This window comes from Ruegeria sp. ANG-R (genome assembly GCF_000813985.1).
In the GTDB taxonomy this organism is placed as follows: Bacteria; Pseudomonadota; Alphaproteobacteria; order Rhodobacterales; family Rhodobacteraceae; genus Ruegeria.
The window spans coordinates 374,824-391,071 of sequence record NZ_JWLJ01000001.1 but is presented as its reverse complement, the minus strand read 5'-3'; the positions used below and the strand labels follow the sequence as shown (position 1 = coordinate 391,071).

Annotated in this window: 13 protein-coding genes; 7 read left to right on the top strand and 6 right to left on the bottom strand. The window is 56.6% G+C overall.

Features of this window, described 5'->3' with window-relative positions; all coding sequences use genetic code 11:
* The first annotated feature begins 64 nt into the window (after positions 1–64).
* Positions 65–856, top strand: coding sequence for an inositol monophosphatase (locus tag RA27_RS01780; protein ID WP_039536787.1), 792 nt, complete (start codon positions 65–67; stop codon positions 854–856).
* 4 nt (positions 857–860) lie between these two features.
* On the opposite strand, the gene RA27_RS01775 is transcribed toward RA27_RS01780, so the two are convergent.
* From RA27_RS01775 to RA27_RS01755, 5 genes are read right to left on the bottom strand one after another with little or no spacing between them, the layout of a single operon-like run.
* Positions 861–1,427 (bottom strand): histidine phosphatase family protein, encoded by a 567-nt coding sequence (locus tag RA27_RS01775; protein WP_039534415.1) that lies wholly within the window; start codon positions 1,425–1,427, stop codon positions 861–863.
* Positions 1,428–2,489: an ABC transporter ATP-binding protein gene (locus RA27_RS01770; protein WP_039534414.1), complete on the bottom strand. Its 1,062-nt coding sequence runs from the start codon at positions 2,487–2,489 to the stop codon at positions 1,428–1,430.
* 11 nt (positions 2,490–2,500) lie between these two features.
* Positions 2,501–4,714 carry an iron ABC transporter permease gene (locus RA27_RS01765; RefSeq protein WP_039534408.1) on the bottom strand — a complete coding sequence of 738 codons (2,214 nt, stop codon included), beginning with the start codon at positions 4,712–4,714 and terminating at the stop codon, positions 2,501–2,503.
* Positions 4,715–5,740, bottom strand: a complete 1,026-nt coding sequence (locus RA27_RS01760) for an ABC transporter substrate-binding protein (RefSeq protein ID WP_039534405.1) — start codon at positions 5,738–5,740, stop codon at positions 4,715–4,717.
* Positions 5,741–5,799: 59 nt separating this feature from the next.
* Positions 5,800–6,264 carry an NUDIX hydrolase gene (locus RA27_RS01755; RefSeq protein WP_039534402.1) on the bottom strand — a complete coding sequence of 155 codons (465 nt, stop codon included), beginning with the start codon at positions 6,262–6,264 and terminating at the stop codon, positions 5,800–5,802.
* A 241-nt stretch (positions 6,265–6,505) separates the two neighbouring features.
* On the opposite strand from RA27_RS01755, the gene RA27_RS01750 reads away from it, so the two are divergent.
* The 6 genes from RA27_RS01750 to RA27_RS01725 are packed head-to-tail and all read left to right on the top strand — an operon-like array spanning position 6,506 to position 11,731.
* A complete protein-coding gene (locus RA27_RS01750; RefSeq protein ID WP_052265135.1) occupies positions 6,506–7,360 on the top strand; it encodes a DeoR family transcriptional regulator in 855 nt (284 codons plus the stop codon).
* A 13-nt stretch (positions 7,361–7,373) separates the two neighbouring features.
* The gene (gene phnD / locus RA27_RS01745; RefSeq protein WP_039534400.1) at positions 7,374–8,348 is read left to right on the top strand and encodes a phosphate/phosphite/phosphonate ABC transporter substrate-binding protein; all 975 of its coding nucleotides are present in this window, start codon (positions 7,374–7,376) and stop codon (positions 8,346–8,348) included.
* 59 nt (positions 8,349–8,407) lie between these two features.
* Entirely contained in the window at positions 8,408–9,202 is a 795-nt protein-coding gene (phnC, locus tag RA27_RS01740) for a phosphonate ABC transporter ATP-binding protein (protein ID WP_039534395.1), read from the top strand.
* The gene (phnE, locus tag RA27_RS01735) at positions 9,199–10,014 is read left to right on the top strand and encodes a phosphonate ABC transporter, permease protein PhnE (RefSeq protein ID WP_039534393.1); all 816 of its coding nucleotides are present in this window, start codon (positions 9,199–9,201) and stop codon (positions 10,012–10,014) included. The genes phnC and phnE (RA27_RS01735) overlap by 4 nt, the downstream gene beginning before the upstream one ends.
* Positions 10,014–10,829, top strand: a complete 816-nt coding sequence (phnE, locus tag RA27_RS01730; RefSeq protein WP_039534391.1) for a phosphonate ABC transporter, permease protein PhnE — start codon at positions 10,014–10,016, stop codon at positions 10,827–10,829. Before phnE (RA27_RS01735) ends, phnE (RA27_RS01730) begins: the two co-directional genes overlap by 1 nt.
* A complete protein-coding gene (locus tag RA27_RS01725; RefSeq protein WP_052265134.1) occupies positions 10,793–11,731 on the top strand; it encodes an HAD family hydrolase in 939 nt (312 codons plus the stop codon). Before phnE (RA27_RS01730) ends, RA27_RS01725 begins: the two co-directional genes overlap by 37 nt.
* Before the next feature lie 88 nt (positions 11,732–11,819).
* Here RA27_RS01725 and RA27_RS01720 read toward each other — a convergent pair whose 3' ends face one another.
* Positions 11,820–16,238, bottom strand: a complete 4,419-nt coding sequence (locus tag RA27_RS01720; protein ID WP_039534388.1) for a protein kinase — start codon at positions 16,236–16,238, stop codon at positions 11,820–11,822.
* Between the last annotated feature and the right edge of the window lie 10 nt (positions 16,239–16,248).

The following is a 16,248-nucleotide window of genomic DNA, read 5'->3' as shown; positions in this document are numbered from 1 at the left end:
TTTGCCATTCCAAGCCTAAGGGATCAAAGTTTCGAACAACCGATAGATAAGAAATGGAATGGCCATGAATGATCTTTCTGAACGCAGGGATTTCGCGGTCTCGGTTTGCAAGGAAGCTGGTGTAATTGCAGCGAAATACTTTGCAAACCGGGGCGCTCTGATCGTCGATCAGAAAGGTGCGCAGGATTGGGTCAGCGAGGCGGATCGGAATGTCGAAACCTTCATTCGTCAGAAGATTGCCGAAACCTGGCCCGACGATGGCGTGTTTGGCGAAGAATACGGCGAAACGGTTGGCACGAGTGGTTTTGACTGGGTGATCGACCCAATCGACGGCACCACAAATTTCGTCAACGGCATTCCGGCCTGGACAATCGTACTGGCAGGCGTCGCACGGGCAAAGACAGAGATCGGTGTGATCCACGACCCAAATGTCGATGAGACCTTTGTGGCGGCGCTGGGAGGTGGGGCAACGCTGAATGGCGCACCGATGCAGGTTGCCTCGGGTATCGCTTTGCAACAGGGAACGGTCGCCGTTGGATACTCGAACCGGATCGAAGCGCACCATGTCGTGCCGATCATTGCGGACCTGATCGAGCACAGGGCGATGTTTCATCGAAATGCCAGCGGTGCGCTGTCATTGGCATACGTCGCTGCGGGCCGGCTACTGGGTTATGTCGAAGAGCACATGAACGCCTGGGATTGTCTGGCCGGACAATTGATGATCGCAGAAGCTGGCGGCAGGATCGAGGATCAGGATTCCGATGCCATGATCCGTAGTGGTGGTCGGGTGATCGCCGGAACACCCGATGTGTTTGAAGCTTTGCGAGACATCGCAGAAAATGCATGGAATTCCTGACCGACTAACCGATTGAACGCCAACCGGTCAGCGGTTTGAGTGTCAGCAGATCTGCCTGCCAATAGTGACCTTGCGAGGGCTGGTCGTATTTCCGGTCGATAGGTTGCCCCGACAAGGCGCACCAAAGCAGCGTTCCGACGGCCCCATGAGTGACAAGGGCGAGATCATTGCCCTCGTGTTTGTTTATAATACAAGTGGTCGCCTCGTGGATACGCCGCTGAGCTTCGACCGCCGTTTCCCAACCACGAAAGCTGGTGTTGGGAAGCGCAAAGAACGCATCAGCGGCAGCTTCAAATTCCTCTCGCGGTAGAAAGCCCGTCGCACTGCGGTCATTTTCACCCAGGGCCACGTGTTGTTGTACTGGCAGGTTTCTAGATGCGGCCAGAATCTCACCTGTATCGCGCGCTTTTCGTTCCGTACTGGTCCAGAGTTTAGTGACCCCGGCGAATGCTCCATCGGCGGCAAACGCGGCGGCGCGGCGGCGACCTGTCTCATCAAGCGTCCAGTCCGTAACCGGGACTTCCAGGTCGATGGCAACCTCGGGATGCGTGATGACCAGAAGCCTGGGCATCTATTCGGGCAACAGGACTGGCCCCTTATCGGCAAAGCCCATGCGCAGTTCGGTACCGGGTTCAAGCGGGGCGTCCACATTGTCATGAACTGCGAAGACCTGTCCGAAGGCTCCGGTCAGAGTGTATTCCATGCGGACGCCAACATAGGTGGCCTTAGCGACGGTGGCAGCAATTCCCTGCTCGGACCCGATCACGAGGCGCGAGGGACGGATGGCAACGGTCGCAGGGCCCTCGGGCAAGCCGCGGGACAGCAACGTATGGCGATAGCCCTCAATCTCGATGGTGGCCATATCGTCATCGACGGCGACGATCTGGCAGGCCAGCAGGTTCGCCTCGCCAATAAAATCCGCAACAAAGCGATCATTCGGGGCGTCGTATAGCTGACGGGGTGTGCCAATCTGAGCAATGGCTGCGTTTCGCATCACGACAATTTCATCTGATACCGCCAGAGCCTCTTCCTGATCATGTGTCACATAGACGACCGTCAGGCCAAGATCCTGTTGGATGGCCCGGATATCTTCTCGGACCTGACGGCGCAGTTTCGCGTCGAGATTAGACAGAGGTTCGTCAAATAGCAGCACCTGTGGCTCCAACACCAAAGCCCGCGCAACGGCGACGCGCTGCTGCTGTCCGCCAGACAGTTCTGACGGGAGACGGCCGTCAAAACCCTTCAGACCAACCAGCTCCAAACCGTCCAGCGCGCGGCTGCGGGCCTCATCTTTGGCGAAGCCCGAAAAGGTGAGGCCGTACATGACATTCTCAAGCACGCTCATATGGGGAAACAGCGCGTAGGACTGGAACACCATCGACACGTCACGGTCCGTCGCGGGCAGTTTGGTTACGTCGCGGTCCCCGATGGTGATCTTGCCCGAGGTTGCCATCTCGAGCCCTGCGATCATCCTCAGGGTCGTTGTTTTGCCACAGCCTGAAGGGCCCAGCAACGTGACCAGCTTTCCGGCCTCGACATGCAGGTCGATGTTGTCGACCGCGACCACGTCCTTGCCGAACATCTTTGTGACGGACTCGAACCGAACCGGCGCGGCTTTGGACTGCAGGCTCATGTCAAACTCTCCTAAACATTGGTCCGCGACTGTGTCATTCGCCGCCCGATCTTGGTCCGGCCCACGATCAGCTGCATCAGGGCAACAACTGACAGCATCACAAAGATCAGTGTGGTGGAATAGGCGATGGCGAGACCATAGTCATTATTCTCGACCCGCCCAATGATATAGCTGGTCGCCATGTCATATTCCGCGCTGACCAGAAAGATCACTGCCGAAATCGCCGTCATGGCCCGCACGAAACTGTAGACAAGGGCGGCAAGAATTGCCGGGCGCAGCAGAGGCAGGATGATCCGCCGGAATGTCTGCCAGGAATTAGCGCCCAGTGTCAGCGAGGACTCGTCCAAGCTGCGGTCCAGTTGCGACATGCTTGCAATGCCTGCCCGGACACCTACCGGCATGTTGCGGAAGATGAAGCTGACGACAAGGATAACACCCGTGCCTGTGATCTCAATCGGCGGCACGTTGAAGGCAAGAATGTAGCTGACGCCGATCACCGTACCGGGGATAGCGAAGGACAACATGGTGCCGAACTCAAAGGCATCTTTACCTGCGAAACTCTGTCTGGTCAGAAGATAGGCCGTCACAAGCCCTACGGCAGCCGTCAACGGAGCGGCGATTGCGGCGATGGTGATAGTGGTCCAGAAACTGTCCCATGCGGCCCCCGTCCAGCGAATACCCTCTGCTTCGAACCGAACCGAGAAGGCAGTGACGTAGTGTTTGAACGTGAGGGAATTATTGACCCCCCACAGCTCAACCACGCTGCCGTAAACGATCATGGCATAGACGACGATAGTGAACGCGGCCCAACCAAGGGCGACCGTCAGAACCGGGATGGAAAGCCCGGTTGGCATCAATGGATGTACGCCAGCGTCCCCTTTGCCAGTGACAGTGGTGTAGCTCTTTTTACCCAACCAGGCACGCTGCGCGTAAAATGCAGAAAGCGTGAAGAACAACAACACCATAGCCAGAACCGCGGCACGGCCCTGATCGTATTGCGCGCCTACGATGGCAAAGAAAATCTCGGTCGACAGCACATCGAAATTGCCACCCAGCACAAGCGGGTTGCCGAAATCGGCCATGCTTTCGATGAAGCCCAGAAGGAATGCATTGGCAAGGCCGGGACGCATCAGCGGCAAGGACACAGTTTTGAACGTCTGCCATCTGTTCGCGCGCAATGTCTGGGCCGCCTCTTCCATTGACGGAGACACCCCTTCCACGACTCCGATCAGTACAAGAAACGCGATGGGTGTAAAGGCGAGCGTCTGCGCGATCAGAACACCCGGCATTCCATACAGCCAGCGCGTGGGTTGTGTGCCGAACAACTCAGCGAAGAACTGCGTGACCGAACCCGAAAGACCAAAAAGAAGGATCAGCGCCAGGCCGATGACAAATGGCGGCGTGATGATCGGCAGAACAGTTAGTGCGCGCAATGCGCGCTTGTACCGAAAGCCCGAGCGGGTCACGACCAGTGCAAAGCACAAGCCAAGCGCCGTGGTGATGAAGCCGACCAGAATGGCGAGGAATAGCGAGTTCCAGGCCGCCCCGCATCGCGCACCCCAGAAACATCCCAGCCCCCAAAGCCGGTCATCAAAGAATTTCGAGAAGAACACCGCGATGGAGTATGCGCCTTCTTCTGTCACAAAAGCTGCGAACAACATCTTGGCGATGGGAAAGAACACAAACGCAGTAACGATGGTGATCACACCGCCGATGGCGCTGACGACGAAGACGTCTCCGTTAATCGCCCCACGCGCGGCGACACCCTGGGTCAGCAAGAAAAGAAAACTCGACGCGCAGATCATCGCGCCATAGCCCATGCCAAACTGTCGATCCTCAAGCTCGCCAAACAGGGCTTCGAGCCAGTCGAAGTTAAAGCCTCGGATACCGATGCTGAACCCTTGCGCGATCAGCCAGCCGAACCCAAGCGCCCCCGACAGGATCAGAATGCGGGCATAGAGCGGATCGGATTTGGCGCGTCTCAGCACCAATAGTGGCAGCAAAAGTGCAATGAGCAGCGGCGCAAGCCACAGCTTCTCGCCCTGCCCGATCAGAAAGGCCGCTGGAGCATAATCTTCGTCGAACGGGTAGCCATCCAGCAGCCACTCGAACGACCACAGGCCACCGTCAACCATGTACCACGGCAGCAGGCAGAATCCGACCCACCCGGCGATGATCCAGAAGACCAAAACCGGATGGGTCGCTTTTGTCGTCTTTTCAGTCATTTACTGCGGCAGCACCGAAACCTCTTCATCCCACTTCTGTAGCAGGCGCTTCCGCTCGTCCGACGAGCCGTACTTCTTGAAGTCATAATCAATCAGCTTGATCTGGCTCATGTCCGGCGCGCTTTCCGATGTCTCGGCACCTTTGTTGGACGGCACCTGAAACGCATTGACCTGAAGGGCAAGGTTCTGTGCCTCGGGCGACAAGGCCCAGTCATAGAACTTCTTGGCTTCTTCTTCGTTACGAGCGCCTTCGATGATCGACATCGAACCGATCTCGTACCCGGTTCCCTCGCAGGGGGCGACGACTTTGATCGGGAAACCTGACACGGCCTGCTTTACCGCGTCATGCATGAATACGATACCGATCGTATTCTCACCACGACCGGCGGCCTTGATCGGGGCCGAGCCCGACTTGGTGTACTGGTTGATATTCGAATGCAGCCCTTTCATGAAGTCAAAGCCTTCATCCTCGCCGAAAATCTGCACCATCGAGGCCAGCGTCGTGTAAGCCGTCCCCGACGAGTTCGGGTTGGCCATCTGAACATGGCCCTTGTATTCGGGCTTCAGAAGATCCTTCCAGCAAGCCGGTTCGGGCAGGTTATTGGCGGCAAGAAGATCGGCATTGTAGCCGTAACCAAGCGCACCGGAATAGATACCGATGGTTCTGTTATCCGCACTTTCCGCCTGAGAAATCGCCCAGTCATGGAGCTGATCGCGCATCGGCGAGACATATTCCATCGTCAGGCCCTCTTCTGCAGCCTGCAGATGCGGGTCGCCTGTGCCACCCCACCAGACGTCGCCTTTCGGATTCGAGCTTTCGGCGCGGATCTGAGCAAAGGTTTCACCCGAAGACTTACGCGTCATATTGACGTCAATGCCGGTCGCATCCTCAAAGCTGCGCGCCATAAGCTGACACCAGTCTTCCTGCGCCGAGCAATAAAGCGTCAGCTTGTCCGCTTGTGCCGCTGACATGGATGCCGCAAGGGCAACAAGCGATCCCAACGCCGTGGATGTAAACTTCTTCATTGTCTCTTCTCCCTATATGTTCGCTGCATCCGGATTTCCCGGTTCTTCTATGCCCTTCCTCATGCGGCCTTTCGCAACTTCTCGATAACCGCCAAAGTTTCTTGATTGTCTGACAACCCCCTCAGCAAACGCGACAGTTCTTCTTCTTCCACGAGCCTTGCGGCCTTGGCAGGTGAGAACCAGTGACGTTTGCGCTGGTCACGTTCCTTCCAGCGGCGTTTGAGCTTTTCCACAATCAACGGATAAAGCGTCACGCGGCAATGAACGCTGCTTTTTCCTTCGTATCGTTTGTCATAGTGAAAGCGCCCGATTGACTTCTTGGAAATGAAGCCGACCGCGCCAGCCTCTTCCAGCGCTTCGATTTCCGCGGCGTGCCAAGGTTTCTTACCGTCCATCAGCCAACCTTTGGGAATGACCCACCGGCCCCGGTCGCGAGAAGTGACCATAAGAATACGTAGCTTGTTGGATTTGTCCCAACGCATGGGAAGCGCTGCTATCTGATCTGCGGTCTCGTTTTCGCTCATGCACTTCTCCAATGCCACGATGCCGAGCGGACAGCGCATACAATCATCAACAGTCGGCTCTCAAAGAAGCTCATCTGACCGGCTTTCTGAAAATGATAGGCTGGTACATTCCGTATTCTGCGTCCCCAAACGGGTAGAGTCCTTTGAATTCTCACAACGAATCGAGGACTTTGCAACAGAAATTGTTGCAAAACGCCCGAAACACCACAAAAGTGAGTTTGAAACTGAGTCGGATTTCCAGATGTCCAGAACGGAAACGCGCGGTACTGAGGCCAGAGAGGGCCAAGGTCGGGTAAAGAAATCCGACCGCCGTCGTGAGATTCTGCTGGAGTTGAAACTTCGTCCCCACGTCCGGATCAGCGAACTGGCGCAGCGGTTCAACGTCTCGGCGGAAACAGTTCGCCGAGATTTTGACGCCCTTGCTGATGACGGCCTTATTTCCCGCGCGCATGGTGGCGCGTCCGCCCCGACCCAAGGGCGCTATCCAAGCCTGGACGAGCGCACCAACGCCCGCCTTGAAGAGCGTGAAAAGATTGGCAAAAGCGCAGCCGAGCTGATTCAGGAAGGCGAGACAGTGATGATCGATTCCGGATCGACCACGATCGAGATGTCTCGAATGCTGGCTTACCGGGGCACCCATTGCACGGTCATTACGAACTCGGTTCCGGTCGCCATGACGCTTGGCCACACACCCGCCGAGGTCATTCTGTGCCCGGGCGAATATCTGGCGACGGAATCTGCGACCATCGGGACAGAGACACTGGAATTCCTGTCCCGCTTCAATGTCGATCGCTGCATAATCGGGTCGTCCGGTTTCTCGGCAGAGGGGCCCTCAGAAACAGTGCGCGGCTTTGCGGCCGTAAAGCGGATGATGCTGGCACGCGCCGCAAAACGACATCTTCTGGTTGATTCCGGGAAGTTTGGCCGCAAAGGTTTGTCGCATGTGGGCGATCTTGACGAACTGGATTCCATCGTAACAGACAACAAGCCAACGGAGGATTTACTGAGTGCGATCAACAGCGCCGGGGTCGAGATCCTTGTCGCTGAACAACCCTTACAACGAACGACAAACCGTGGACATAAAAGCCACGCATGACTGGGAGGAAAGCATGAATTTCGACATCAAATTACTGATCGGGGCATCCGCAATCGCGCTGCTGTCGCTATCGGGAACGGCATCGGCACAAGACTGCCCGCGCGGCGATCTGGACGAACGCTTCTGCGACGCCGATGGCGACCTGATCGCGGACATCCCTACCGATCCTTCCGAACAGATTGATCCCGACACGCTGATCTTCGCCTATACTCCGGTTGAAGACCCCGCCGTTTACAAAACCGCTTGGTCAGACTTTCTTGATCATTTGAAAGCCGAAACCGGTAAGGATGTTGTCTTCTTCCCGGTTCAGAATAACGCCGCTCAAATTGAGGCGATGCGCTCGGGACGTTTGCATATTGCAGGGTTCAACACCGGCTCTAACCCGCTGGCGGTGAACTGCGCCGGTTTCCGGCCCTTCACGATCATGGCTTCGAAGGACGGCAATTTCGGATACGAGATGGAGATCATAACTTATCCCGGTTCGGGCATCGAAAAGGTCGAGGACATCAAGGGCAAACAACTGGCCTTTACGTCACCGACATCGAATTCGGGCTTCAAGGCGCCGTCCGCCATTCTGAAAAGTGACTTTGATCTGCTGCCCGAACGCGACTTTGAGCCGGTTTATTCGGGCAAGCACGACAACTCGATCCTTGGCGTTGCCAACAAGGACTATCTGGCGGCCTCGATCGCGAACTCGGTCAAGTCGCGGATGATATTGCGCGACGTGATCGGCGAAGATGATGTTGTCACGATCTACAAGTCACAGACATTCCCCACGACGGGTTTTGGCACCGTGTACAACCTGAAACCTGAATTGCAGGAGAAAATCCGCAACGCGTTTTTCAACTTCGACTGGGACGGCACGACGCTTGAGGCTGAGTTCTCGAAATCGAATGAGGGTCAGTTCCTTGAGATGACCTATCAGGAATTCTGGGACGTGATCCGCAAGATCGACGCAGCCAACGGCGTTTCTTACGCCTGCCAGTAACAAGATACGATTCCGGCGGGCCCTGCGGGGCCCGCTACCACCCGAACCAGGGGCACTATATGCTGCGGCTTCAAAAGCTTACAAAGACTTATAAAACCGGAGATCAGGCGCTTAAGGCGATTGATCTGGATGTCCCCAAGGGCCAGGTTCTTGCGCTGATCGGACCTTCCGGCGCGGGCAAATCCACAATGATCCGCTGCATTAACCGTTTGGTTGAACCCACAAGCGGCGAAGTTCTTCTGGATGGTGTGGATTTGGTAAAACTCGGCTCGGGCGCGTTGCGGAAAGCACGTCGCGAGATGGGGATGATCTTTCAGGAATACGCGCTGGTCGAGCGCCTGACGGTTATGGAAAACGTCCTGTCGGGACGGTTGGGATATGTTGGGTTCTGGCGCAGCTTCCTGCGGCGCTACCCTCAATCCGACGTGGACGAAGCCTTCCGCCTGCTTGATCGCGTGGGACTGCTGCATATGGCCGACAAACGTGCCGACGAGTTGTCTGGCGGTCAGCGCCAGCGGGTTGGCATCTGCCGCGCGCTGATCCAGAACCCCAAGCTTTTGCTGGTAGACGAGCCGACCGCCTCGCTCGACCCCAAAACCAGCCGTCAGATCATGCGATTGATTACCGAGCTCTGTCAGGAACGCGGGCTGGCGGCGATCATAAACATTCATGACGTGGCGCTGGCACAAATGTTCGTGCCCCGCGTCGTTGGCCTTCGCTTTGGCGAGATCGTCTTTGATGGCCTCCCCTCGGGTCTTACCCCCGACAAGTTGACCGAAATCTATGGTGAAGAAGATTGGGAAGCGACCATCGAGAAAGTCGATGACGACGAAGAAATCGAGGCCGCAGAATGAGCCACCCTGAACTTGATGACCTGCTTGGCAAAGGCTGGCGCAAACCCGCCTTCGTCAAGAACGCATTGCTCCGCTGGACCCTGATCGTTGGTTTTATCGCCTATCTGATCGCGGCCTACATGACCATCGAAGTGGATTGGGGCCGGGTTTATGAAGGGTTGGATCGCGGCTGGGCATTCGTCCTTGCCTTCACCAGCCCGGATTTCATATCGCGCTGGAGCGATATCTGGAGCGGCCTGATGGAAAGCATCGTAATGACCGTCGCGGCCTCGGTCGTCGGCATCCTGATATCGATTCCGATCGGGTTGGGCGCGGCGCGCAACATCGCGCCTCTCCCGGTTTATGTGATCTGCCGGGGGATCGTTGCCATCAGTCGCGCCCTGCAAGAGATCATCGTCGCCATCCTTCTGGTGGCCATCTTTGGCTTTGGACCCTTGGCAGGGTTCCTGACACTGTCCTTTGCCACCATCGGGTTCCTGTCGAAGCTTCTGGCCGAGGATATCGAAGCCATGGACAAAGTACAGGCCGAGGCGATCAGGGCCTCTGGTGCGCGCTGGACGCAATGGGTCAACTACGGTGTGCAGCCACAGGTGATGCCGCGTCTGGTCGGGCTATCTATGTACCGGATCGATATCAACTTTCGCGAAAGCGCAATCCTTGGGCTGGTTGGTGCCGGTGGCATCGGAGCCACGCTGAATACCGCGTTTGACCGCTACGAGTACGATACTGCAGCCGCCATACTGATCCTCATCATCGGGATCGTCATGGCGCTTGAATATCTCTCGGGAATTATCCGCGCGAGGGTTCAGTAATGCCTGTTGTTGAACATGAAGGTGCGCAGATCTGGCGCAGACGTACGACGGGTCAAAGCCTGGTTCGCTGGTTCGGCTGGCTTTTGGGCGTGGCGGTCTTCGTCTACTGCTGGCAAATCATCTCGGAGTCCACGACATGGTTCTTTGTCTGGGACGCCCCCCGCATCGCCAACGATATCTGGACCCGCGCGACACCTCCGAAATGGGACTATATCACGCAGCTGGGCCGTCCGATCTGGGACACGCTGAACATCGCCACCCTTGGCACGATCATCGCCCTGTTCCTGGCCGTGCCGGTGGCATTTCTGGCGGCGCGAAATACCACACCATCGGCCCTGTTCATTCGACCCATCGCACTTTTGATTATCGTCTCGACCCGCTCAATCAACTCGTTGATCTGGGCGCTTTTGCTGATTGCGATCATCGGCCCCGGGGTTTTCGCAGGCGTCATCGCCATCGCCATTCGCTCGATCGGGTTTTGCGCCAAACTTCTCTATGAAGCGATTGAGGAAATCGATCACACTCAGGTCGAAGCGATCACAGCCACCGGCGCATCGCGCTGGCAGATCATGGCGTACGGGATTGTTCCGCAGATCCTCCCAGCCTTTGCAGGTATTGCCGTCTTCCGCTGGGACATCAACATTCGCGAGTCCACGGTTCTGGGACTGGTTGGTGCCGGTGGTATCGGGCTGCAATTGTCGGCATCGCTGAACGTTTTGGCGTGGCCTCAGGTCAGCCTGATCCTGATTGTCATCCTTGCTGCAGTCATGATCAGCGAATGGGTTTCGGCCAAGGTCAGGGGGGCGATCATTTGACTGGCTTCTCCACCCAAGAGGCGTTCAACGCGTACGAAGCCGTCCGCCACCGGCTTCCAGCAACCGAACCGGCGGAACAACACTATCGTCAGGTCGACACCCTGGAAGATGTTGCTGAAGACTTCGACGTGTTCCTCCTCGATGCCTTCGGTGTTCTCAACATTGGCGAGACCGCCATTCCCGGTACAGCGGGGCGGATCAGAACGCTGAAGGCCATGGGCAAGCGTGTTCTGGTCGTCTCGAATGCAGCAGGTTTTCCCCATGCCGCGCTTGTGGAGAAATACACAAGGCTTGGTTATGACTTTGCAGCCGAAGACGTCATTACCAGTCGCGCCACCTTGCTGGCGGGGCTGAACGGCCAGCGCGGGCAGCACTGGGGGTTGATGGCGACGCCCAGCGCCGGTCTTCGCGACCTTGAGGGCCTGAACCTGACCTATCTTGAGGAAAACCCTGCACCCTATGACGCCGTAGATGGTTTTTTGATGATCGGCTCCGCCGCCTGGACCGAGACACGCCAGTCCCTATTGGAAGCCGCTCTGCTGAAACGCCCGCGCCCGGTGCTTGTCGGCAATCCTGACATTGTCGCGCCGCGTGAACGCGGGTTTTCGAGTGAACCCGGCCTTTTCGCACACCGCCTTGCCGATCGGACGGGAGTGGCGCCTGATTTTTTCGGCAAGCCTTTTGGCAACATCTTTGAACTGGCTTTTGAGCGTCTCGGCTCCATCGACAAATCGCGTGTGCTCATGGTTGGTGACAGCCTTCACACGGACATCCTGGGCGCACGTGTTGCCGGCATCGCCTCGGCGCTGGTGTCAGGTTATGGTTTTTTTGCAGGGCACGATTTTGAAACAGCAATCGAACGCGCGGGAATCATGCCGGATTTTGTTGTGAACCGGCCATGAGATTTGTTGTTGTCTTTGGCAGGGACAATGTACCTGCAAAAGCATCGCTACCACGCCATACTAAGGACTTGCCTCCCTATATGACTGTTCATTTTACAAACGCATCGCAAGTCGTCGTTGGTTCATCGCTGCCCAAATACTGAACCCTTCGCCCATTATCGAATGTAGGGCTGCCCAGCGCACATGCGATATCTAAGCTCAGCCTGTTCCAAACCCGAACATCCCCCCCTTCGCTTGTGGTTGCAAAGGACTGTCCGTCAGGGGCCAGCGCGATTCTCCAACTCGGAGCAGCATGGATCTTTTCGACGGGCACTAGCCGACGGTTTGTGGCAGTATCCCACCAATGCAGCCCTCCTGATCTGTCGGTCGCGACCATGGTTGCGCCATCGGCTAGGTACGTTACGTCAGTAGCCCCTCCCTTGTGGCCACCATATGAAGCCAGTTCTTGGCCGCTTTCCAGATCCCAGACCTTCACCACTTCATCGCTTGATGCCGTCGCGACACGCGTGTCGTCGGTATTAAATGCGATGCTCCAAAGGGTGTTGTCATCAGCCTCAATCACCTGATTCAACTGACCGTCCTCAATCGACCAGACATAGACTTTCCCATCCGCAGATGCCGCTGCAAGGTTCCTTCCATCATTCGAAATGGCAGCGCGATTAAATGGAGTTTCGGCCGGATCGAACACTCTGACCACTCTTGCATCTGAAACATCGATCTGATGCACACCGTTTGCTGTAGCCACGAAAAACTGCGCTGCATCAATTGGCACTATGGACCAAACCGACGACTGCCCTAGGTTGATTTGATCCGCCAGTCGCATGGAGACCATGTCCCAGACTTTCAGGTCACCGTCACGATCACCCGTCACCATAGTGTTGCCATCTTGCGAAAACGCGATAGCCCATACCTGACTTTCGTGCCCCTTCAACAGCATGGGCTTCATGGCAGAGCCGAGTTTCCAGATCCAGATGTTTCCGTCGCTGTCGCCAACTGCAACAGAGTTGCCATCCTGCTTATATGCTATCCCCAGCGCTTTTGCGCCATTCTGCAAAGTGAGCTTTTCTTTGTCGCCGGGTTCTGTTCCGATCCGCCATAAGCGCACCTGTTGATCTCGACCCAGTGTCGCCAACAAGGGCGCGTGTTTGGCCGCTTCGAGGTCAACAATTCTCTGACTGTGCCCCTGCACAACATCGCCGACCGGCTCCATGCTTGCGTCTTCCAGACGAAGCGTTCCGTCTTCGCCCGCACCCACCAGAAAATTTTCCGACCCCGCGAAGGTGGCAGCGACAATCGCCTCGCCTCCGGCAAAGCGATCAACGATTGGGACCCCATCGGGAAAACCAATCATCGTGACTTTTCCGTTCGTATGAGACACAGCAAAGGCACTGCCGTCGCTACTGAATGACAGATGGTCCGGGTCCGGCCCCAGTGGTCCACCAGGTATCGGAGCGAAGGCGGGGGTGGCTTCGGAATTACGCCAGCCGAAGATTGCCCCATCAACATTCCCGGCAACCAAACCATCCGAAACCGGAGAAAACGCAACCCTTTTGAAGCCGAGCGGCATTTCCGCCAAAGGCTCTCCAATCTGCATCCCGTTCGAAACATCCCAAAGACGCACTGTCCCGTCTCCGGTGGCTGACGCGACGCGCTCTCCGGTAGAATCGAAGGCCACACCAAAGGCCACATCATTACCGGAAAATAACGTGGTGATCGGACCATGCTTGGATGAGGACACACTCCAAAGCCGGACATCCCCGTCCGTCGCCGCCGAGACCAGGAGGTCACCATCCGGAGAAAAGGCAATGTCCCTTATCCCGCCCGAATGCCCAACCAACTCAGCCAGTATTGCGCCACCAGATGCTGTACTGTGGACGACGATACGCCCATCGCGCAATCCGACTGCAATTCTCGAACCAGACGCGTCAATGGCCATGGTCTGAGCATCACCAACTGTGAAAGGACTGCCCAGTGGGATAAGCCCTGTCTCACCCAGTTTTTGCCGGGCCATGAGCATCGCCGCCCGGGCCTCTGAGGTGGAGCCTGCTGACTCAGCGCGAGCAATCGCTTCGGCACTCAACGACAACGCAAGCAACGGGTCGGTTTTTGACAGCCCGTTTGCTGCAGCACCAAGCGCCCTTGCGAACCTCTCATTAGCTTCAGCCGTCGCAACGACCGCGATCTTTCGGTTGCTTTCAGCAAGGTTGGACGCGCGAATTGCAAGAAACGAAGAAACCGTCGCGCCAACAGCCAATAGAGCAAGTGCAGCCACAGCTGCCTGGTTGATCCGCCGTCGACGCCGTCGACGCCAACTGGATGCGGCTTGCGCTTTGCTTCGCGCTTCCCGTGCCTCGCCCAGAAATTCTCGTTCAAGCGCTCCGAGCACATTCTTATTTTTTGTCGACCATTCTTCGGCGGCCAAAAGCCTTGTTCCACGATACAGTAAGTCCGGCTCGCGACACTCGCCCTCCCACTCTGCGGCATCGTGCTGTATGCGCTGGCGCATTCGCAGATCATCACGGCTACCTTCGATCCATGATTTCAACCTTGGCCAAGTACGCAGCAGCGCCTCGTGCGCGATCTGGACGTTTTTGTCATCTAGCGTCAGAAGCCGCGCATCCGTCAGCGCTTCGACAACACGCCTGGTTGTGTTCGGATCAGCGTCACGCTCAACTTCATCTATCGGCAGCAGTCGACGTGTATCCGGCGTTCCCTCTCCGGGCGTCACAAGACGCAGAAACAGCCTCCGAGTTGCTTCTTGCTGATCTTGGTCAAACCCGTCAGTGAAAAGGGTTTCAGCCGTCTGGCTGATTGCCCCCGCAACGCCGCCGGATTGGCGATAGCCGTCCAGTGACATAACTGCGCCTTTGCGTCTGCTCCATGTTTCATAGAGCGAATGTGCCACCAGCGGGAGCGAGCCCGCCTCGCGCCCAGCCTCATCAACTATCGCGTCGATAAGTGATCTGTCCATGTGCAGCCCTGCAGCATGTGCCGGTTCGCTAATCGCACGGCGAAGCTCGGGACGTGTCATTGGTCCAACCAGAAACTGATTTTCCGAGATACGGTCCGCAAGCCAGGGTATTTCCGCGCATGATGCATAAAAGTCTGCGCGGATCGTCAACACTATGCGAACACGGCTGTCCGCGGGGTCAGTCATCGCAGACAAAGCCTCGATGAACTTGCTCCTGCGTTCCCGTTTGACCAGAGTAAATAGCTCTTCAAACTGGTCTATGCATATGAGTAACTCTCCCTCATTAGCGGTTGCCAGGCGCCGCGCCGCGCTTGGATAGGCAATGAAATCATCAAGCGACAACTGAGCCGTGAGGTGAGAATTGTCACCGATGAGTTGAAAATACAGATCGGTCATCGGGTCGCGACCGGGAGTAAACACACATATACGCCAGTTTTCGCTTCCGGATATTGCATTCGCGGCGACAGCAGGAAGCAACCCTGCGCGTAAAACGGATGATTTACCGCTGCCGGATGGGCCACCCAGAACCAGTATGCGGCTCTGCTGTAGCCGGTGAACAAGTTCCTTCACCAGATCTTCACGACCAAAGAAGTAATTGGAATCTTCTGGTTGGAACGCAGCAAGCCCCTTGTAGGGGCATTCCACCCGACTTTCAGATATCTCGGTCACGGCCTCTGATGCGGCTTCTCTCCGGTCGCGATCCAGTGCCTCGTTCATCGCATTGCGCCAGGATATCATATCCAGAAACCGTGCCTCTGGGTCCATTGCCATTCCGTGCTCGATGCAATCGCGCCACATCTCTGGCAAGCCGGAAAGATATTCGGTGACACGGTGGAATGGCGGCGGCGCTTTGCCTGTCAGTACGTGCCACATCAGCGCACTGGCTGAGTAAATATCGGTCATCGGTGTCACGGATTGTCCGTGCTCAGCCTGCTCCGGTGCCTGATAAAGCGGTGTTCCGGCCATCATGGTCGCACCGGTCACGCCGATAGCCAGATCCTTCGCAATCCCCAGATCAGCCAGAAAAACCCTCTCATCGCGCCCGACCAACGCTTTAAAAGAGGTCATTTTTTCGTCCTCTTTGGAACGCTTGACACGTTGTAAAAGGACGTTTGCGGGCTTGACGTCCCGGTGTACGACATTTGCGTCATGCACAGCAGATAAGCCATCAGCCAACGCATCAATTAGAATCTCCACCCCCTCACGTCTGGCTAACACCGATGGCTCCAATTGCTTTAGGCGTTCAGCCAACGTTCCCCGATCCGCGTAGTCCATGACAAAATAGGGGCGTCCATCTTCCAATCGCCCCACATCATGTACGGAAACCACGCGCGGTGATCGAATGCGCCGCAAAAGCCGTGCTTCGTCAAGAAAATGGGCGATGACCTTGTCATTGGCAGCAAGGTTCGAGTGCAGGATCTTGAGTGTTACCGGAACCTCCAACTCATCATCCCGCGCAAGAACGACGGCGGCGAAACCACCACTCGCGATCTCTCTTTCTACCGCGTACCGGCCAATGAACGCGGGAAAACTCATGATACATCTA